This is a genomic window from Paenibacillus sp. sgz302164, assembly GCF_056120505.1.
In genome coordinates, this window is sequence record NZ_JBVYOL010000018.1 from 3,308 (window position 1) to 23,927 (window position 20,620).

16 protein-coding genes are annotated in these 20,620 nt (G+C 54.6%); 4 read left to right on the forward strand and 12 right to left on the reverse strand.

Annotated elements, in window-relative coordinates:
* The 10 genes from pcrA to AC0LWT_RS26420 form a co-directional block, all read right to left on the reverse strand.
* On the reverse strand, positions 1-2,015 hold a 2,015-nt coding region (gene pcrA, locus AC0LWT_RS26375), incomplete at its 3' end, for a DNA helicase PcrA (RefSeq protein ID WP_474684263.1).
* A gap of 4 nt (positions 2,016-2,019) precedes the next feature.
* Complete coding sequence (pcrB, locus tag AC0LWT_RS26380) at positions 2,020-2,715, reverse strand: heptaprenylglyceryl phosphate synthase (RefSeq protein ID WP_474684264.1); 696 nt, start codon at positions 2,713-2,715, stop codon at positions 2,020-2,022.
* Positions 2,716-2,923: 208 nt separating this feature from the next.
* On the reverse strand, positions 2,924-3,385 hold the full coding sequence (locus AC0LWT_RS26385) for a hypothetical protein (protein ID WP_474684265.1): 462 nt from the start codon (positions 3,383-3,385) through the stop codon (positions 2,924-2,926).
* A 207-nt stretch (positions 3,386-3,592) separates the two neighbouring features.
* Positions 3,593-4,369: a spore coat protein gene (locus AC0LWT_RS26390; protein ID WP_474684266.1), complete on the reverse strand. Its 777-nt coding sequence runs from the start codon at positions 4,367-4,369 to the stop codon at positions 3,593-3,595.
* 27 nt (positions 4,370-4,396) lie between these two features.
* On the reverse strand, positions 4,397-4,630 hold the full coding sequence (locus AC0LWT_RS26395; RefSeq protein ID WP_474684267.1) for a hypothetical protein: 234 nt from the start codon (positions 4,628-4,630) through the stop codon (positions 4,397-4,399).
* 165 nt (positions 4,631-4,795) lie between these two features.
* Complete coding sequence (locus tag AC0LWT_RS26400; RefSeq protein WP_474684268.1) at positions 4,796-5,995, reverse strand: S-layer homology domain-containing protein; 1,200 nt, start codon at positions 5,993-5,995, stop codon at positions 4,796-4,798.
* Between the two features lie 915 nt (positions 5,996-6,910).
* The gene (locus tag AC0LWT_RS26405) at positions 6,911-7,846 is read right to left on the reverse strand and encodes a DUF4340 domain-containing protein (RefSeq protein ID WP_474684269.1); all 936 of its coding nucleotides are present in this window, start codon (positions 7,844-7,846) and stop codon (positions 6,911-6,913) included.
* Positions 7,843-9,237: a GldG family protein gene (locus AC0LWT_RS26410; protein WP_474684270.1), complete on the reverse strand. Its 1,395-nt coding sequence runs from the start codon at positions 9,235-9,237 to the stop codon at positions 7,843-7,845. The genes AC0LWT_RS26405 and AC0LWT_RS26410 overlap by 4 nt, the downstream gene beginning before the upstream one ends.
* A gap of 5 nt (positions 9,238-9,242) precedes the next feature.
* Positions 9,243-9,959, reverse strand: a complete 717-nt coding sequence (locus AC0LWT_RS26415; RefSeq protein WP_474684271.1) for an ABC transporter permease subunit — start codon at positions 9,957-9,959, stop codon at positions 9,243-9,245.
* Complete coding sequence (locus AC0LWT_RS26420; RefSeq protein ID WP_474684272.1) at positions 9,952-10,980, reverse strand: ABC transporter ATP-binding protein; 1,029 nt, start codon at positions 10,978-10,980, stop codon at positions 9,952-9,954. The genes AC0LWT_RS26415 and AC0LWT_RS26420 overlap by 8 nt, the downstream gene beginning before the upstream one ends.
* A gap of 798 nt (positions 10,981-11,778) precedes the next feature.
* Between AC0LWT_RS26420 and AC0LWT_RS26425 the strand changes: the two genes are divergently transcribed.
* Positions 11,779-11,964 carry a hypothetical protein gene (locus tag AC0LWT_RS26425; protein WP_474684273.1) on the forward strand — a complete coding sequence of 62 codons (186 nt, stop codon included), beginning with the start codon at positions 11,779-11,781 and terminating at the stop codon, positions 11,962-11,964.
* 254 nt (positions 11,965-12,218) lie between these two features.
* On the opposite strand, the gene AC0LWT_RS26430 is transcribed toward AC0LWT_RS26425, so the two are convergent.
* Positions 12,219-12,947: an AAA family ATPase gene (locus AC0LWT_RS26430; RefSeq protein WP_474684274.1), complete on the reverse strand. Its 729-nt coding sequence runs from the start codon at positions 12,945-12,947 to the stop codon at positions 12,219-12,221.
* A 108-nt stretch (positions 12,948-13,055) separates the two neighbouring features.
* Complete coding sequence (locus AC0LWT_RS26435) at positions 13,056-15,599, reverse strand: U32 family peptidase (RefSeq protein WP_474684275.1); 2,544 nt, start codon at positions 15,597-15,599, stop codon at positions 13,056-13,058.
* A 244-nt stretch (positions 15,600-15,843) separates the two neighbouring features.
* On the opposite strand from AC0LWT_RS26435, the gene AC0LWT_RS26440 reads away from it, so the two are divergent.
* Genes AC0LWT_RS26440 through AC0LWT_RS26450 form a run of 3 tightly spaced genes read left to right on the forward strand, consistent with a single transcriptional unit; the run spans position 15,844 to position 20,572 of the window.
* Positions 15,844-19,056, forward strand: coding sequence for an FG-GAP repeat domain-containing protein (locus AC0LWT_RS26440; RefSeq protein ID WP_474684276.1), 3,213 nt, complete (start codon positions 15,844-15,846; stop codon positions 19,054-19,056).
* Positions 19,057-19,111: 55 nt separating this feature from the next.
* Positions 19,112-19,369: an acyl carrier protein gene (locus AC0LWT_RS26445; protein ID WP_474684277.1), complete on the forward strand. Its 258-nt coding sequence runs from the start codon at positions 19,112-19,114 to the stop codon at positions 19,367-19,369.
* 6 nt (positions 19,370-19,375) lie between these two features.
* Positions 19,376-20,572, forward strand: coding sequence for a class-II aminoacyl-tRNA synthetase family protein (locus AC0LWT_RS26450; RefSeq protein ID WP_474684278.1), 1,197 nt, complete (start codon positions 19,376-19,378; stop codon positions 20,570-20,572).
* Positions 20,573-20,620 lie beyond the last annotated feature (48 nt).

A 20,620-nucleotide genomic window follows, 5' to 3' on the forward strand; every position in this document is an offset into this window, starting at 1 on the left:
CCGCCGCTGCCGCCCCACGAGCTGCTGCGCGCAGCTCGGGAGAAGCCCCCGCCTCCGCCCATCGAGACGTTCTCAACGAGTTCCTGCGGAATCTCGGTGAGGAATCTCGATGGGGCGTTGGAAGCGGTGCGGCCAAAAAGCGTGCGCATGCGGGCGCACGTCAGGTACAGATCTTCCTCGGCGCGCGTAATGCCTACGTAGGCAAGGCGGCGTTCCTCTTCCAGCTCTTCGTCGTCCGTAAACGCACGGTTATGCGGGAAGACGCCTTCCTCCATCCCGATAATGAACACCACGGGGAACTCCAGACCTTTGGCGCTGTGCATCGTCATCAGCACGACAGCATCCTTTTCGTCCGCATCCTTGTCTTTGTCCATCGTATCGATATCGGCGATCAGGGCCAGATCGGTGAGGAAGGAAACAAGCGTTTTGTCGTCGTTGCGCTTCTCGAAGTCCATGGTCACGGACAGGAACTCGTCGATATTTTCGAGGCGGGCTTTGGATTCGATCGTATTTTCCCGCTGCAGCTCCAGCCGGTACTGGGTCATTTCCAGCATTTTCTCGGTCAGCTCGGTCACGGACAAATATTCGACCATCTGGCTCAAATTCCCGATCATTTCGCGGAAGTCGGCCAGCGCGTTTTTCGCTTTCGTATTGATCTCCAGCGCATCGATCTCGTCGATCATCGCGTACAGCGAAATGCCTCTGCGGCCCGCCATTTCGGCCACCTTGTCCATGGTCGTATCGCCGATGCCCCGCTTGGGCACGTTAACGATCCGCGACAGGCTGATGTCGTCGTCCGGATTGGAAATCAGGCGCAAATACGCGAGAATATCCTTGATCTCTTTACGATCATAGAATTTTACGCCGCCTACGATTGTATACGGGATATCGGATTTGATCAAAATTTCCTCGATCACCCGGGACTGGGCGTTCGTGCGGTACAGGATGGCGTGATTGGCAAACTTTTTGCCGCCCGAGCGGTTTTTGTTAATTTCATTCGTGACAAAATAACCCTCTTCATGCTCCGAATCGGCCTGGTACAGCTTGATTGTGCTGCCGCCCTCTTTGTCGGTCCACAAATTTTTCGGTTTGCGGCCGCTGTTGTTGGCGATGACTTTGTTCGCCGCCTGCAGGATGTTCGAGGTCGAGCGGTAATTTTGCTCCAGAAGAATCGTTGTCGCATTCGGGTAATCTTTTTCAAAATTGAGGATGTTCGAAATATCGGCCCCGCGCCACCGGTAAATCGACTGATCGCTGTCTCCTACCACGCAAATGCGCTTATGCTTGTCCGCCATCATCTGGCACAGCAAGTACTGGGCGCGGTTCGTATCCTGATACTCGTCAACGTGTATATATTGGAATTTGTTTTGATAGAAGTCCAACACTTCCGGGACTTCCTTGAACAGTTGGATCGTAGTCATGATCAAATCATCGAAGTCGAGAGAATTGTTGCTTTTGAGTTTTTTCTGATAAAGGGTATAAATTTTAGCGGTGAGACCTTGAAAATAGTCCCCGATCTTGTTCTCATACTGCTGAGGGGTCACCAGTTCGTTCTTGGCGGCGCTGATGGCAGCCTGGAACGCTTTGGGCTCGAACTTTTTCGTATCGATGTTCAGCTCTTTGCAGCAAGTCTTGATGACGGAAAGCTGGTCGCCCGAATCCAAAATCGTAAAATTCGAAGTAAATCCGATTCTTGTAATATCTCTGCGAAGAATGCGCACACACATGGAGTGAAACGTGGACACCCATATATCGCTGCCGGCTCCGCCGACCAGTTTGCCGACCCGCTCCTGCATCTCTCTTGCGGCTTTGTTCGTAAATGTGATCGCCAGAATGCTCCATGGGGCAGCCTTGCGCGTTCCGATCAAGTAAGCGATGCGGTGCGTCAGCACGCGGGTTTTGCCGCTTCCCGCTCCCGCCATGATCAAGAGGGGCCCGTCTATGGACTCTACCGCTTTGCGCTGCTGCGGGTTGAGCCTTTTGATCGCATCCAGAATGTTCACAGTCTCGTTCATAGCTTTACCTTCCTGTTCTATCGAAGTTCACGGTCTGAAGCGCCTGCTCCAGATCGCTGTAGATGATGTTGCCTACGACAATGGTATCCGCCGCTGCCGCCGCCTCGCGCGCTTTCTCCGCGCTGTCGATGCCGCCTCCGTACAATAGCCGTGCATGCTCCAGCACACTCCGGGTGCGGCGCACGAGCTCCATATCGCCGAACTTTCCGCTGTATTCCAAGTAAACGATCGGCATATGAAACAGTTTGTCGGCCATTCTGGCATAGGCGGTAACGTCTTTCTGATCAAGCTCCGTACGTGCGGAGGTGAGCTGCGCCGCGGTTGCCTCGCCGTTTAATATGATGTAGCCTTCCGTGACGATTTCGTCCCAGTTTAGGATCGCTCCGTATTCCTTAAGCGCTTCGTGATGGTGGCCAACGATCCATTGCGGGTCGCCGGCATTCAGCGCCACAGGGATAAGAAACAAATCAAATCCGGGCACGATCGCCTCCCGATTCGATATTTCAAGCACGCACGGAACTTCATACTGGCGGACGCGGGCCAGCAGGTCAACGGTATTGTCAAAAGTAACGCCCGTAGATCCGCCTACCATGATGGCGTCCGTACCGGACAAACAGAGCCTGTCCAGCGCTTCGTCCGAAATTTCCCGATCGGGGTCCAGCTTAAATACATGTCTCCACTTGCCTATATCGACGATCAAAAGTTTCCCTCCGGTTAGCGGCACTTATGCCATAATACCATCAGTCTATGCTACGCGAAAGGGCGTGTCAAATAGCGAAAGACGGGCTAAATGCCCGCCTTTTTAAGGAATCCGGTTCTATGCATGCGTACTGCTTATGAAGTGACTTTATCCGATCGTTTAGGAACATTAGTTCGCTTTGACAGTTTTTTTCTTTTCCGATCCTTCGTTACTTGACTTCAATGTTGAAAATTTTCTCGATGCTCAAATCGCTATGATCGTTTTGCTGCAGCATCAGCTTGATCTCATGCTTGCCTGTGGCCAGATTCGTAAGCTTGACGGGCGCGTCCGTACCCAGCATCGCTTTTTGCTTGCCGTCCACAAACAAGTGGAGGTGGCCCTCTCCTTGTACATTTTGCTTACCCATATGGTCGGTTGACAAGGCTAAGTTGTTGACGGAATAGTTAATTGTAGCGTTGCGGCCGTCTTGAGAAATTTGCGCATCGATGGAAGGAGCGACGCCTGCATGCACGGCCTTTGCGATGCTGCCGCTTGAAGTTTGCGTTTGGCCGGTTGGCGCAGAGATTTTTGAGGTGAGCTCCTCCTCTTCTCCTTTGGAACTGCAAGCTGTCGTTAGCATGCCGAGCAATGCCAAGGAAGCTGCGCCGTAAATCCACGGTTTCTTCATCATCCCAACACCCTTTTCCCTTAAATTGGACATCCTTTGTATCTATATATGTGTGACAAGCAGGTTCCATACCATGATTAATGGAAAAGTTCGGGCCATTGCGGAAAAGCCTGTCCGGCAAACACGCAAAAAACGCCTCAGTGCTTGAAAATCAAGCTCAAAGGCGCTTTTTGACAGTTCTCAGGCAAAAGTACGCTTCACACCCGCCGACTAGGCTCCGCCTGTTTGGCTTCGGGCAGACATACTCGGCTGCTGGCCTTTTCCGGCTGTCCCGCCCGCTCCGGAAGCGGTCGCAGAACCGGCATAGTAGCTGGGCTTGCCGGCTGCGCTGGGGCTGCCGCTCATGCCGTAATCGGATGCGGAATAGCCCTGGGCTTGCGCGAAGCCTTGCTCTTGTTGGCTGCCGTAGCCGCTATGCTGTTGCTGCGCATTTTGCGAAAGATGTTGAGTTTGCACCGCATTCGGGTAGGCGGCCGCATGGATTGTCTGAATGGGCTGAAAAGCTTGCTGCTGCGCGAGCATTTGATTGTGCTGCTGTTGCTGCTGTCCGGCCATGAACTGGTGTTGTTGGTTTTGTTGGTTCTGTTGGTTTTGTTGCTGCTGTTGGGAGCCGGCGTTGTTGAGAGCCTTGCTCAAATTTTGCTGAACGAAAGACTGCAGTTTAGCCGCCGACTGGCTTTGCTTTTGCAGTTCTTGCTGGAGCTGCTGCTGCTGTGCGGGCTGGACTTCGTAACCTCCCAGCTTTTGAATTTCCTGAAACACCTCAGCTTGATCCTGTAAAGTTTTATGCACCAGCGATTGGAAAGTTTGCCGAATTTGCGGATTCGACGCCTCCAGAGCCGCTGTCGTATATTCTCGGGCTGTCCTTTTCAGTTCGGAGAGAACGAATTGGGCCAGATCCTGTTCTTGCAAATACACTTGCTGACCCTGGCTTTGCTGCTGCTGAGCGCCAAAACCTTGCTGTTGATAAGGATTTTGTTGGAACACGTTTTCTGCACCTCCTGATATGCGGGTTTAGTGAGTGATGCCAGCTTGCTGCTGAAGCGTGTTGATCAGCGTGCTGATGTTTTGCAGACGTTCCTGCGACAATTGGGACAGCGTTTGTTTCAAAGACTGGCTTTGGCATTCTACAGCCCCTTGTACGCAAAGCTTGGTAAGTAACTCTTCGTTCTTGAGCGAATCCGTTATGTACGCGAGTTCCTTGCCGGAAATGGCTTGGTTTCCTTGTTGATTTCCTTGATTGTACATAGTGATCGTGGCCCTCCTTTCCGTTGTTAGGTGTAGGATTCCCAATTTATTCCGCTTTATGTACGAACGCAAAAATACGCCGAATGATGAACACCGGCATAAAAAAGCTAAAGGAGCTTCTCCCTCTGTGGGGGAAACTCCCGGTTTATGACTTCTGCGTATGGGTTAGTTCGTCGCGTCGGCATTGCCGAGCAAGCGGTCCAGCAAAGCAGCGACCTCAGCGCGGGTAATCGTTTGCTGCGGCGCGAAGTTTCCTTGGTCGTTGCCCTGAATCCAACCGTTTTGCACAGCGGTGGCTGCGTAAGGACGAAGCTCTGCCGGAATGCTGGCGGCATCTTTAAATCGTTCATTCAACAGCTTGTCCGCCGCGTCGGCATCCAACAGGCTCAAGGAGGTATTTTGCTTTAAAAGCACTTTGACCAGCGTGACGGCAACGTCCTGCCGTTTGGCCCCATCCGCCGGCTTGAAGCTCAGCTTGCCGCTGTCGTCTTTTTGCTCGTCAAAATAATCTTTGGTCGCTTCGATCGTTTTGAACGACCAGCGGCTTTGCGGCACATCGCTGAAATCGGCTGTGCCGGAAGCTGCATCTTGCGAGCTGCTCTCCAGGTTAAAGCTGCGCGCCACCATCGCCGCCAATTCCTCCCGCGTTACGGTAAAATCGGGATTAAAGCGCTTCTGATCATCGCCCTGCAAAATGCCCTTGCTCACCAGATGCTTGATGGATGCAGCCGCCCAATGCGAATCGATATCCGTCAACTGGACATCGGCAGAAGCGCTATTGCCCTGCTGCTTCTCGCCGCCGGCCGGTTTTTCGCCCTGAGAGGCCGGGCGTTCCCCTTGGCCACCCTGGCCGCCTTGCCCGCCCTGACCTTGGGGGCGGTCTCCGAAGCCTTTGCTCTCGATCTGCGTTTTCAAGCGATCGGACAAATCGGCAAGCTGTTTATCGGCTTGCTCTTGGGTTATGGTGCCGGCCGTCACCGCAGCCTGGATGGACGCCGTCATCGCCGTTGCGAGACGGCTCAGCAGTTCGTCCTCCGTCAGGCCGGCAGCGGATGCAGCTTCAACCAGAGTCTGCCCGTTCTTGAGAGACTCCATTAACGTTTGCTGCTCGACGCCAAGGATGGTCGCTGCCTCTTTCAAAAGATCGCCTCCCGGCATCCCCATTTGACCCGAGCCTTGTCCGGGGCCTTGTCCCGGCCCTTCAGGCCGTTTGCCGTCGGCGGACGCCGATGCGTCCGCAGTAACACCGGCAGCCGCCGTGTCCGACGAAGCGGCAAAAGCCGCCTGCTGCAAAATACCCGCAGAGCCGAGCAAGAAGGACGCAAGCAGGGTGCCGGTCAGAATGCGTTTGTTCAAAGATTTCATCACTTTATGCCACCTTTTCATTGGTTAGTTTTTCTTCCTAATGAAAAGAATAGCGGGTTTCGCTGAATTCTCTCTGAATGCCGCCTGAAAGATTGATGAGCATTTTCCTATAATTTCCTGAAGATATAGCGGTGGGCTTCTTTCTGCCGTTCGGACATCGAAGGGACGACATTCTGCCCCGGCGGTCCAACGGGGGGATACCGCGACCGCAGGTCTTGCTAAGATGAGCGCCCACGCTCGGGGAAAGACCCGGAATCGGGCAAACAGCTGCCCTAAAAGCTCGCGTAGGCTTCACTACGGGGCTAGCGCCTGAAAAACCTGCAAAAGTACAGGTTTTTGCACGTTGATTCGCCTGCAGCGAAAAATTCCTGCAAATGTGCAGGCTTTTAAGCTGCTGCGCGGGCTGAAGCCCATTTTTATAGGGAATTCCTGCACAATTGCAGGCATTTCCTCAAAATGAGCTTCATGCACAGAAAAAGCCTGCACTTTCGCAGGCTTTTAAGTTTGCCAAGCCGCTTCACGTACACATATGGCTGCACTCTAAAATCAAGCCCCCTCCGGCAGCCCTGAAAGTGTGTCGCGACTTTCTCGACACTCTGGCTTTTGCAGGTTCTTGCTCCAAGTCGCGCTTGCCACGATAAATTCCTGCAATTGTGCAGCAATGTGGTCGGCCGACCGCCGACATGCAGCGCAGCACCGCACGCTGGGTGCTGCACGCGGTGTTGCGCTGGGGCTCCGCAGGAAATTCCCGCACGATCCGCGCAGGTTTTCCTCCCGGCCTGGCCCGCCAAGCCGCCTCATGACTACTCCCCGTGCAAGCAGCTATCCGGGAAGAGGTCAGCGTCGGGAAGACCGGCTGCGCCGCTCCAGCAAAAAAAACGACTACCCTCCCGTATGGAGGTAGTCGTTTTGGGGTTATGGCGATGCAGTCCCCGCAGGTTTGCCGGCGTAGGCATCGGCCAATTTTTGCACATCTGCGGTGGTCAGCGCGTAGGACCACTCGCCGCCTTGTTTGGCCAGCCAAACTTGATCCTGGCTCAGCTTTCCTTCATAGACTTCCGTGGTGTCCTTGCCATCGGCAGTCAGGCCGAGCTCCACTTTAAGTTCGCCGCCTGCCGTCGGCTGTGACGCCGCAGGCTGCGGAAGCTGCGCCGTATGCAGGAAGGTCAGCTGATTGAGCAGCGGACTGGCGTCCGCCCCTTTCAGCTCCTTGTCTCCCAGCTTCCAGTTCGCCTCCGTAGTAACCTTGTCCTTGTCGGTCTTCGTCAGCGTCCACGTCTGGCCTTTCCACGTCAGCTTGACGCTCTGCACCTTGTCGTTGTCGAACAGAATCGGACTCGTCTCGGCGAAATCCAGAGGAGCCTTGTTGAGCTGCGACAGCGACTGGTCGCTAACCTGATAAACAGCCGGTGAATTCTCCGTTTTCACGTAAGAATACCCTTGGATCGGAAGCGCCGCCCCGACTTGCAGCCCTTTTTTGGAACCGTCCTTCATCGTCACTTCATACACTTGAGACGGCTGATCCAGTCCGTACTTGGACAAATCCGCGGCGTTGTCTTCGACTGCTTTTTCCTGGCTGACCAGCCCGAACGCATCAAGCCAGCTGTTCACCAGGTTCGTGTTCAGCGGCACTGCGGACGGTTTCGACATAGCCCAGCCGCTGTCTTTGCGGCTCAATTCGATCTGCTGCTGCGCCGTATGCAAACTTAAGGATTGCACCTGCTCTTGCTGAATCGAAACGAGGGCTTTCGGTTCTTCTTTCTTCTCTCGAAAGAAGTCTTTGCTCGAAGCGTACCAAAACGCTCCGATGCAAACGACGACTAACAGAATCGTAGGAATAAACCTTTTCATCCCCGTCTCCTCCTCCACCAAATGAGGCCCCCGATGACCAGGAACAGAATCGGCAGGAACACTACCGTCGTCAGGAAAATCGTATTCGCCTGGCTGGCCGTAATGACGGCTTGCTGAATGGCTGCCCCTTCACGCGGGCGGATTGTAACCTGCTCTTTTTGCTCTTGGAGCCAGCCGATGCTGTTCAAAGCAAAGTCTTTGTTGCCCTGATTTTGAATATCCTGGTCAAGCAGGAACGTGGAACCGCCCAGAATGACTGCCTTCGGCTTGTTATCCTTGCTCGCGATCGCGTAACCGAGGTTCAGAGGGCCTTTCACGTCATTCGCATCCTGCTTCGTCTTGGACTGGGTCAGCAGATTAATGTCCGTTTCCCCGTAAGCTTTGTCCGTCGTTTTGAGCAGCAGCGATCTCGTCCAGTTCGTATTGCTTTCATCCGAGTTCAGCGCAATCGCGAGCGACATGATCGTCACCAGATTGTAGCTGGACAATTTGTTCGTAATATCGTGGGAACCGTACTCTGGAATAATGGTAAGCGGATCGAACAAAGAAGTTTGCTTCGTTTCAATCGCCACCGCATGCTGATCCTGAACGCCGAACGTATTCATGATGGAATCGATATTTTTCCATTTCGTCGCCATGTCCTTGTTAAAGCCCAGGGCAATATAAATTTTGCCTTTATCTTTCAAATAGGCGTTAATCAGCTCGGTTTCCTTATCGTTCAAATCCGTTTGAGGCCCGAGCAGCAGCAGCATTTGCGCGTCATCGGGAATTTTGCCCTCGCGGTAGAGGTTAAGGTCCTTCACATCGTAATTTTCACCCTGCAAGCTGCTGCTGAGCACGCTCATGGCGGTAAGAGGGTATTCCTGGTGGCCGGACAGCACGTAGACGGTATGCTTTTCCGTGGAGGTCAGGCTGTTGATGGCCTGCGTAAATTTTTCCTCCCCGCTGAACGTATACGAGCCATCCTGCTGACCGTTGAACATTTCGTAAAAGTTGATATTTTTCTTCTTGTCACCGATCTCGAACACAAGCGTTCCGCTCTGATCGACGCCGTACTGCTTCGCCATGGAAGGCTGCTTCAGCATGTCGTATTGGTCGAAAGTGATTTTGCTCGTCTGTTTTTTGTACTCTTCCGCCAAATCCGTAACCTGCTTCGTGAGAAAATCATCCGCACTTTGCTGGCCGGAATTCGTGAAGGCGATGATGTGTATGTCCTGCTTCAAATTTTTCAGCGTGTTCACAGTCTGGTCGGAGAGCGTGAAGCTTTTATTTTTCGTCAAGTCAATCTGGAAGCCTTTGAGCGAATGAAGAAAAATCGTCAGAATGATGAAAATGCCGATAACGGCGATTGACAAAATAGTCGCATTGGTACCCCGTATCCACTTGTTCACCCTTCTCACCTCCAGCGCTTTCTTTCGAGTACTTGTATGCTAAGCACGATAAACACCGCTGCCAGCGTGATGTAGAACAGAATGTCTCCGCCGTGCAAAACGCCCTTTTGCAAATTCGCCATATGGCTGGTCAGCGAAAATTGACCGACCCACTCCTTCAGCTTGCCGCCAAAGCTGTCGCCCAGCCAATCCAGCAGCCACAGCAGCAGCAAAATGACGAATCCGGCGATGCCGCCCACCATCTGATTGTTCGTCAGACTGGACGCAAACAAGCCGACGGCCATCATCGCGCAGCCAAGCAAAAACATGCTGAGATACGACAGCCATAAAATCGGTTTGTCGAGAGTCCCGAATGCCGACATGATGAGCGGATAAATCAGGCTGATGGCAACCAGACCTAATTGTACGACCAATGCCGACAAATATTTGCCGAAAACAATTTCCCCGATCCCGGCCGGCGAAGTCAATAACAGCTCATCCGTCCCTTGACGGAACTCATCGGCTACGAGCCGCATCGTCAAAAGCGGGATGATGAACAGGTAGATAAAAGTAGTGTTGCCGACCACGTAACGAGCATCGACAATCGGCGGCTGTCCGGCGACAAAATTGACGTAGAAGAAAAAGCTCGACAGCACCACATAAAATGCGAACGCCACGTACGCAACGGGCGAATAAAAATACATTTGCAGCTCCTTGGAGCAAATCGCCCATACTCTACGCATCGGCGGCCACCTCCTCTTCGCCATCGTGAGCCGAATCCTGCGCTGCCGGCTCGTCGGTCGTCAGCTTGAGGAAGATGTCCTCCAGGCTCAAGCTTTCCCGCTTCATTTCCAAAATCGGGTAGCCCGCCTCGGCCAGACGGAAGAACAGCGCTTCCCGAATATCGGACCGGTCTGCGGACGTCACGAGCAGCTTCACGGATTCGGAAGCCTCCATGCCGGATACGGCGGACTCGTCCGACACGTCTTCCGCGCCGCCGAGCTCCTTCACGCCGGCCACGGCTTCCAGGCCGCTCAGCTCGGCAATGATCCGCTCGCGCGGGCCCTTGACCTCGAGCGATACCTCGAACGTCTCGCCCATCGTGCGGCCGAGATTTTCCGGACGCTCGTCGAGCACGACGCGTCCCGCGTTAATGATCAGCACGCGGTTGCACAGCGTGTTGATTTCAGGCAAAATGTGCGTGCTCAGCAGCACCGTATGATTCTCGCCCAGCTCGCGGATGAGCTGGCGGATCTCGATGATCTGCTTCGGATCGAGCCCTGACGTGGGCTCGTCCAGAATAAGCAGATCCGGCTTGTGCAGAATCGCCTGCGCGAGCCCCAGGCGCTGTTTGTAGCCCTTGGACAAGCCGCGGATGACCTGCTTCTCGCGTCCTTGCAATCCGAGCTTCTCTATAGCTTCGCCCACGCGCAGCTTTTGCTCCCGGACAGGCACATCGCGAAGGTTCGCGATAAATTTCAAGTAAGACTGCACCGTCATCTCCGGATACAGCGGCGGGGTCTCCGGCAAATAGCCGATCTTCCGGCGGGCCTTTTTCGGGTGATCCGCCATCGAAAACCCGTCCACAAGTATTTGCCCGCGCGTCGGGTTGACATATCCTGTAATCATTCGCATTGTTGTAGTTTTACCGGCGCCGTTCGGCCCGAGAAAGCCGACGATTTCACCGCGCTGCATCGAAAAATCGATGTTATGCACGCCGCGCTGGTTCTCATAGAGCTTGCTGACCTGTTTGACCTCAAGCATGAATGACCCTCCATTTCATACACTCGTTCATAGAAACCCTCATCACTATACCTTTGCAACAATAAGCCAACCTTAAGCCAATCTGAAAATTAGATTAAAAAATTGTGTCTAAAATGTGAAAAAAGTTAGGAATTTGAGGGATATACTCCCATCATGCCCAATCCATGGCATCTTGAAAAGTGACCGGACATATTTCCGCCTAAATGTATGGAGGATGTCCGATCGCAATATTGGCTTGAATGCAGCAGGTCCATGCAAACGAAAAAAAGAGCTGCCCCAGCAGCTCTCATTGTTAAAGTGGCAGCCCGCAAAATCTGCGATTGTCAGACCGCCCGAGAAAGTCGCGGCACTATCTTGAGAATAATGCGCGTTATGGGTGCAGCCCGGCGGCATGGGTGGGCTTTGTTAAGGCTGCCGGAAGTGGCGCTAATTGGGAGCGCAGCCATTCGCAACGTGGCTTAGCAAGCTGAAAAACCTGCGAAAGTGCAGGCTTTTTCCGCGAAAGCAGCTCGTTTTGACGAAAAGCCTGCAATTGTGCAGGAATTTCCGGTTAAAACGGGTCTAAGGCCGGGTGAGCGATGAAAAGCCTGCACTTTCGCAGGAATTTTTCGTTACCGGCGTATTCACGAGCAAAAAACTGCACTTTTGCAGGTTTTCTCCAAGTTTCGCAAGTCTTCTTCAAGTTGCCGAGCAGATATGTGCTGTCTCCTAACGTAAATGGAAGCTCCCCTCATAAAATGAATCTAAGGGCAAATCCATTGGACTTTCTCTACAGCCTGGATTGGGTAGGAATTTACCGTGAAAGTGGCTAGTTTTGGTGAAAAGTCTGAGATTGGGCAGGAAGTTTCCGTAAAAGTAGCTCGTTTCAGCGAAAAACCTGCGAAAGTGCAGGCTTTTTCCGCGAAAGTAGCTCGTTTTGACGAAAAGCCTGCAATTGTGCAGGAATTTCCGGTTAAAACGGGTCTAAGGCCGGGTGAGCGATGAAAAGCCTGCACTTTCGCAGGAATTTTTCGTTACCGGCGTATTCACGAGCAAAAAACTGCACTTTTGCAGGTTTTCTCCAAGTTTCGCAAGTCTTCTTCAAGTTGCCGAGCAGATATGTGTTGTCTCCTAACGTGCGGGTTTGCAGTAGTCTGACTTTTGCGGGTTTTCTACGCTTTTGCAGGTTTCCTGCCTCCTGCCTCTGCGTGCCGGCGGACGGGTATACCGATCAGGTCTTTCGACAGTCCCCGGGCGTCTTACGTATCCCGTTCGTCGTCCGGATCGTCGAATAAATGGCGCAGCATCGCATGCCTGTTTTCCAGAAAACGCCGGGTAATCTGGTAATGATCGGTATCCTCATAAGCGATTTGCGAAATCGGATCGCCGTCGAAATTTATAATTTGCGCGCCCGGGTATCCCATCAATATGGGCGAATGGGTCGCGATAATAAATTGCGAATCCCCGGATAAATCCTTGATTACTCTGAGCAAAGACAACTGCCTTGCCGGCGATAGCGCCGCCTCGGGCTCGTCTAACAAATAGATCCCTTTGCCTCTAAACCGGTTGTTGAACAAACTGAGAAACGATTCTCCGTGAGACTGGCTGTGGAGGGAGCGGCCTCCGTACGATTCGTACCTCCCGATTTGATCGATGTGGGTAGCAAACTCGTAAAACGACTCCGCCCTCAGGAAAAATCCGTTTGTTACTTTGGGGAACCAGGACAACCTCACGTAATTGCCCAATGCCGCCTCGGAGGATTCCACATGATAGGCGTTGTTCCGTCCCCCGCCGGCAGTATTGAATCCGCATTGATACGCGATTGCCTCAAGCAATGTCGATTTGCCAGAGCCGTTTTCGCCCACAAAAAATGTGACATTGCTTGAAAACTCAATGGATTCCAATCTTTTTATCAATGGCAAAGAGAACGGATACTCCTGGAAATGAACCATTTTTTCCTTTAGAATGGTCAAGCTTTTTAAAGACATTGCATTCTCCTCCATGCGGTCGACCGCACGCCGGGAGATGCATGCGGTGCGAAACGCCAAACCATGCCTTCATTATGATAGAGAGTTCCCCGCAGTCTATACGACTCTTTATTTTACCAGTTGCCCCCGCGTAACTCCCAGTTGGTTGGTAGCTTTCAGCGTTTTCCACACCTGGGTGCCGCTAATTTGCCCGCTGATCGCACGGCGGTACAAGGAAATCACTTCTTTCACCTTGTCCGGCGTCTCCTCCAAAAATTCAACCCGGAAAGTACGCACGCCCAGATCCATAAAATGGCTCAAATACTCCGCCCCGGATTGATCGATCGCATTGTACACGGTGTTGCGGCAGCCTTCGTCCACCCGAACCGGATGAGACATGCCGACGCGGTCCTGCAGCGATACGCTGTGCTCCTCGCATGGACGGCCGCAGTTCGTATAGTTCGTTCCCTCGCTCAGGAACGTGCAGTACACGCAGTGCTCCGTATGGAACATCGGCATATGCTGATGAATGACTACCTCCAGCTTGGACGTATCCGTGCGGCGCAGCAGATCGACCATTTGCTGGATGTTCAAGTCGTAAGAAGGCGTCACCTTGGAAAGCCCCGCTTCCAGGAACAGCGCAGCCGTCTTGTGATTAGCCACATTGAGCGAGAAATCCCCGATCAGCTGCGGATGCGGACCGTTCGCGCGCTCCCGCTGTTGTTTCAGGAAATAATATACAGCGCCGGTATTGCGAACCAGTACGGCATCCGGAGCAAGTTTCAATATATTGTTAAAATATCCCGTCTCCCCGGGCATATGAATACGCGGTGTTACAAGAGCTATTTTGCGCCCCGAAGCATGAACGGCTTCGACCGCAGCCGGAAACTGCTTGATGAACTCAAAATCCGCGTAAATGAAATTCACGTCGGTTTCAAGCACGGCCTTGACCTGCTCCAGATTGCGGCACAGCGCAGTCAGTTCCACTTGCGTGCGGTCCACGGCTTGCCCGGACGCAGCAGGCGCGGCAGGCGCGGCACCTGCTGCCCCCGCGGCGAGCACATCGCTGTAGACGCCGATGTGCCGCTTTTGATACGAACGCGGCTTCTGGCGCTCGTCTTCCAGCAGTTCGACAGCTTGCCTGCGCATGCTGTTGAGCTCCCTCATCGGCACGATCAGCTCGCCGTTCAGCGACAGGTCCAGCTGGGCAAGCTCGTAGATCGTGCCCCCGAGCCGGCCGAACTGCTCCTGAAAGAGCGCTTCGTCCATCGGCCGTTTTTCCGCGCGTACGAGCGGAAGCTCGGATTGGACAAAGACGGTATGGCCGCCGCGGACGTCCGTCCACCAGCTTTTCAGCGGCTCGCCTTCGGCGCCGGTGACGGTGACGCTGACCGGGAACGTCCGGTAAGGCTTGTCGGTCTCGAACGTTTGGCGCAGCCGCTTGTCCAAATGCGGATCGTTCGTCTTCCAGATGCGGTCCCCGACGTGCAGCCTGCCCAAATTCACATCATTCCGCCCCGGAATGATTTCGATCAGGCCGCCCTCGGCCTCGCCTTCGAGCTTCACGCCCTTGCGGCGCAGGTCGTACACGCGGCCGCCTTCCTCCTTCTTCGTCGGGTCCCCCGCGTCGAAGACGATGCCGTCGCCGCGCTTGAGCGGCGCCTCCAGCTCGCAAATCACCCCGTCGCGCAAAATCTGCTTGACGCGGCCCACAAACACACCGCGGCTCTTCGGATACGTCCCCTCGACGAGCTGCTTGTTGTTCGTCCCCTGCAGGAAGCCGAACGTGAACCCGCGCGAGAAGCTTTGCTCCAGCTCGCGCAGCTCTTCCTTCGTCGGGCGAGGGTTCTCGCCGTCGAAATAGCGGTCGATCGCGCGGCGGTACTTGCTCACGACGTTGGCGACATACTCGGGGCTTTTCAACCGGCCCTCGATCTTGAAGGACGTCACGCCGGCCTCAATCAGCTCCGGCACCAGCTCCAGCGCCGCCAAATCTTTGGGCGACAGCAAATAGGCGATGTCACCCATCGGCTTTTGCACGCCGTCGACCATCAAATCGTACGGCAGCCGGCACGCCTGCGCGCACTCTCCGCGGTTCGCCGAGCGGCCGCCCCACATTTCCGAGGTCAGGCATTGCCCCGAATAGGACACGCACAGCGCCCCGTGCACGAACACTTCCATCGGCAGCTTGGCCTGATCTCCGATTTGCTTAATCTGCTTCAGGTTGTTTTCGCGCCCGAGCACCACCCGTTCGATATCGAACGGCTTCGTAAACTCGACCGCCTCCGGCGAGGTGATCGTCATCTGCGTGGAGCCGTGAATCGGGAAATCCGGCGAAATTTCGCGAATCATTTTCACAAGACCGAGATCCTGCACAATGACCGCATCGACGCCCGCATCGACACAAGCGTCGATCAACTGCTTTGCCTCATCCAGCTCCTCCTCGAAAACGAGGATGTTGAACGTGAGGAAACCTTTGACTCCATATAGATGAAGAAACGACATAATCTCCGGCAGTTCGTCCATCGTAAAATTGTGCGCGCGCGCCCGGGCATTAAATTTTTCGACACCGAAAAATACGGCATCGGCTCCGTTAGCCACAGCGGCTCTCAGGCAATCCCAATCTCCGGCCGGAGCCAGCAATTCTATATCTTCTCTGCGTAACGTACGCATGGCAGCAAATCCTTTCGCAAATAACATTTCTATATTTATTCTTTAGTGTAACAGAAAGAGAGGGAGGGAATCCATAGAGGGAGCTTGGAAAGAACCCGCCAGGCGAATTCGGGCACGCGCCCCTTTCCGGACAAGCCGGTCTTCCCTCCCGGGGAGGCTTTGCACAAGTTAACAAACCCCGGAGTAAATGCTATAATGGCAAGGATAGTTACCACTACAGCAATTGAGGGATACCACTTTGGTTTTGTCGAAAATTCGTTTTTTCAAGCTGGTTGCCGGTATCGTCCTTGCTTTTATTCTTATTGTTTCGGTGCTTTTTTTTGTTCCGAAAACCGACGAAGTCAGGCTGCTTTACGCTACGGGCGGGGACACCTACGACTCCGCGGCATACGGAAATTTTCAGCAATCCTTGCAGGCGAACCTGATCGTTGAAAAAGCCGGCCTGCACGGCTTGTCAGCGCGCAATTTGAGCAAATACGACGCGATTTATTTGGACCCTGCGCTGCGGCAGGAAGCCGACTGGCAGGCGGACGCGGCCGTATTAATGAAGTACGTGAACAACGGCGGCCACTTGCTGCTTGAGAACGGTTTTGCCGCCAGCTTCCCGCCCGAATTCCTCGGCGCCGGCAAGGTGGAGAAAATCGGGGCGCCAAGCAGCCAAGGAGCGCAAGGAGCGGCGGCGCCGAGCTTCGGCTATCCTGAAGTCAGCTACAATCTGCAAAGCTTGCAGCAGGTGTTCAGGTTGTTTGCAGACAGTTACTTCAAGCACAATGCCATGACCGATCTGCCCGGGTTTGACTGGGGGTATGGCCTCGTTCCTTCTTCCGCGCAGACGGTCGTTTCGATGAACGGGCTTGCGCTAGTTGCATGGAACCAAGCCGGCAAGGGCACGGTGCTGCTCAGCAGCTCGTTCCTTCCGAACCGTTATTTCCCGACCGGCTACGACATGCAGAGCGGGATGGACCCGGCTCAAGGCTTCGCCCAGCTTGCGGCCAAGTACAAAGCCGAGAGCAAGCCGGCGCCGGGCAGCGCTTATTTCAACAAAAGAGAGCTGCCCCTGCAGCCGTACTTCAACTTCGCCTTCGCGGCCGCCAATATGCAGTTCCGCAGCGAAATGCTGGCGTACGTCTCCAAGGAAACGCTCGGCTACAGCGTCAAAAAAGTGCTCGGCCCGTACGGACGCCCGGCGATGGCGTTTCAGAACCATTTTGAAGCGATGCCGGCGATTCAGCAAAAGGACGGCATCGCCTGGGCCGAGCTGCTCAAAAAGTATAACGAGATCCCCTCGTTTACGCTTGTACGCAGCGCGTTTTATTGGGGCCAGTGGCGCGAAAGCCTGACCGTGCAGTTGAACACCGGGACGAACGCGAAGCCCGCGTTCGCCGGCGAACTGCCGGGCTCGGGCTACGCCAGCGGCCTGCACGTGATGAGCGGTGGCAAGCCTCTGCGGCAAGCCGTGTTCCCGCAGTACCGCGATCTGGCGAGCGCGATCGAGCTGCCTTACCGCGCGTACCCGGCCGCCGCGGATTTGAACGGCGACGGCCGCATCGACCTGCTGGCCGGCAGCGCCGACGGATTCGTGTACGTGTACACGAATCAAGGGCCTGACCCGGCGGCGTACGCGAGCGAGCCGCCGCCGGAGGGCGTGGCGCTGCCGGACACGTTCGCCGCGCCGGTGCTTTTGAGGCTGGAGTCGGGCGAGCCGCTCCGGCTGAAGCCTTCCACCACCGTTCACGCCGCTGACGTGAACGGGGACGGGCACCCGGACCTCCTCGCCTCCGACGAGTCCGGGGCCGTGCAGGTGCTGCCGCAGCTTGCAGGCGGCAGCTTCGGCAAGCCCGCGGCGCTGCGCGCGGGCGGCAAGCCGCTGCAGCTGCCCGGCGGGCCTGCAGCGGTAGCCGTCGCCGACATCACCGGCGACGGCAAGCTCGACCTCGTGGCCGGCGCTGCGGACGGCCGCGTCTATTTGTACAAGGGCAGCAGCGCTAGTGCCCTTGTGCTGGGCGAGGGCCGCGAGCTGTTCCGGCTGCCCGGCGGCAGAACCCATGCCGCGCCTGCGGTGCGCGACATGAACGGCGACGGCCGACCGGACCTGGTGGTCGGCAGCAATGAAGGGGACCTGCTGATCTACCTCCAGGGCGCAGACGGCGCCTGGACGCTCCAGGGTCCCCTTGAGGGTGCAACCCTCAACCAGATGGGCAACCGCGCACTGGTTGCCGGTCATTACTCGGTTCCGCTCTGGCTCGATCTCAACCATGACGGCAAAGACGACCTGATCGTCGGCGGCGTCGAATTCGGTTCTTCGGTTCCGATCGACGATCCGCAGTTCCCTTATCAGGCGCAGCTTAAAGAGTTTATCCAGTATGCCAAAAACAATCATCTGGATCTGAATCCGCACGTGTTCGTGCATAATTTCAAAAGTGCCGAACAGGAACGCCAGGAACTGACCTTGCAAAAGCAAGCTTTTGACAAGCTGGGCATCCCGTGGCTGCATCCGGGTACGAATCAGCACACGTGGCGCATCAACAATCCGGATCGTCAGCAGACGCTGCTCAGCGAACAGGCGCAAGGGATGTGGTACAACTTCGGCTTCCTGCCGTCGGAATCGCCGGTCATTCCCCGGCCTGACTCGATCTGGTCGCTGCCCTTCCTGCTGCAAGACAAGCAGGGTTCCGAAGAGACGATGCTTATTCATGCGCCGACGCCTGTGCTGCGGCAGGGCGATTACGCCACAACCGATATTTTTGAATCCATGGTCAAGCTCGATATGCCGATTGATTATTTCGAGCACATCGAGTACCATTTTCCAATACCTGCAAAAATCGCGGATTTAACCGAATTCGCCGATTATTTCGATAAACTGCGGACGCAGCACGACTACAACTTCATGACCGAGACGCAGATGGCCAAATCGTTTTTAGCCGCAATGAAGAGCGAAGTCCGCGTCAGCCGCCCGTGGGCCGTATATGCGTGGGACAGGCTGAAGGATGTTATCGCGGGGGGCAATCCGCACTGGAATGCGACGCTGACGCCGAACACGGCCAAAGTGCCCGATCTTGCCGGCGAATATGCCGGTACGCTTGGAGTCGTCGTGGAAAAAGGCGCCAGATTCGCCCAATACTCTTTGCAAAGCGACTCCGATATTTACAGCTCTCAGGATACCCGGTTCTATGTCGGCGTATCGAAGGAGACTACGCTTCGCATCAGCCGGAACGACGACCGTTTTCACATGATCCGCTCCAACGTACCGTTCTCCCTTAGCAAGGGGGTTGGAGACGCATACGAGCTGGAACTGAAATCTGCGGGCTTGCAGCAAATCAAGCTTTACAGCCCGGACGAACTGCGCTTCGATGCCGCGGACGCCACAATCGAACATGACGCCCAGGCGCATACGTATACGATTACCCGGTACGGGGATCTCACCCGTCTTACCTTTGCGAAGGCGCAGTCACCTTAAAGGAACGCCGCCTTCCTTTTGCTTTTACTTTACTTGAATCAGGAGGCTTTCCAACATGTCCAACGAAGAACTTGTAGCACAGCTGGAGCAGCACATTCGCGAGCGCTATGAAATCGAGGAGGATGACGACGATTTCGGCGTTGACGTCCATCTGTTCGATTACGGTTTTATTGATTCCATCGGCGCTACCGCGCTCATTGCCCATATCGAAAAAACATACGGCATCCAGGTGACGAATCAGGATCTGATGCTGTATCCGCTGAACACGGTTCGGGAAATCGCCGATTTCATATCCCTTAAGACTGCGAGGTAACTTTGCATGCAATGTGTCATTTCTTTGGAACGGTTGGCTGAAAGCCAGCATGGACAGCTCAAATACGCCTCCGCTTTCGTCGACGAGCATATTCGCGACATTCGCATCGCTGACGGCCACATCCATATTGAACATGAATCGCCGGCAGGCAACGAGGTCATTGCCGAGCGTATCGAGCGTTTGATCGAGCGCTTTTCCAAGGGCGATTTTGGCTTCAAGGAAAACATTTTGTTCGAACACAAAGTCGATACGCCGTACGAAGGCGATATCGTTGCCGAATTGGTTGAGCGCAAAGCCATTAAAGTGCTGGAGCCGGGATTGTTTATTTTCCGCGAGCCGTTTTCCAGCTTGATGCGCTTCCTGGATTACTCCTTTGTGACCAAAATCGCCAACCGCTTTGAAGGCGTTCAGGAGGAATCTTATCCTGCCGTCATTCATGCCGAAACTTTGAACAAAACGAATCATTTCACGTCGTTCCCGGAACATATTCATTTCCTGACGCACCTTCGTGAGGATCTGGACATTATCGAGTCCTTCTCCCAATCGATCCGCGAAGCCGGCGGCTGGAATAAAGATCACGTTCTGGATCTTGACCGCAGCATGCCGAAGCCCAACTTTACGATGAACCCTTCCACCTGCTATCACTGCTACGAGGGCTTGCAGGACGAGACGCTCGAAGGCGAAGGCATCGTTGTTACGGCCATTGCCAAATGCCACCGCTTCGAATCCAAAAACCACAGCGATTTCGGCAGGCTGCTCGACTTCTCGATGCGGGAAATTATTTTTGTCGGCAAGCCTGATTTCGTCAAGGAAAACCGCCTCAAATCGATCGAATATTTGAAAGAGCTGGCTGTGGAATGGAACGTGGACAGCTTGCTGGAAATTGCCAACGATCCGTTCTTTACGAACGATTTCCAGGTAAAAGCTTCTTTCCAACGCAACCAGGAGATGAAATACGAACTGCGCTTGACGATTCCGCATATTAACAAGTCGATCGCCTGCAGCTCCGTGAATTTCCACAGCAATACGTTCGGCAATGCCTTCAATATCAAAATGGGCAAGCGCAACGCCGTGACCGGCTGCGTCGGCTTCGGCATCGAGCGCTGGGCTTTCGCTTTCCTCGCGCAGTACGGCTTGGACGAGCAGCAGTGGCCGGCGGCTTTCCGCGAACAGTACCATGCATGGCAGGAGAAGGCGCTGTAGCTGTAAGTGAAGCGCCCTCGTGCGACGGATGCTCTGAATTGTCGATTT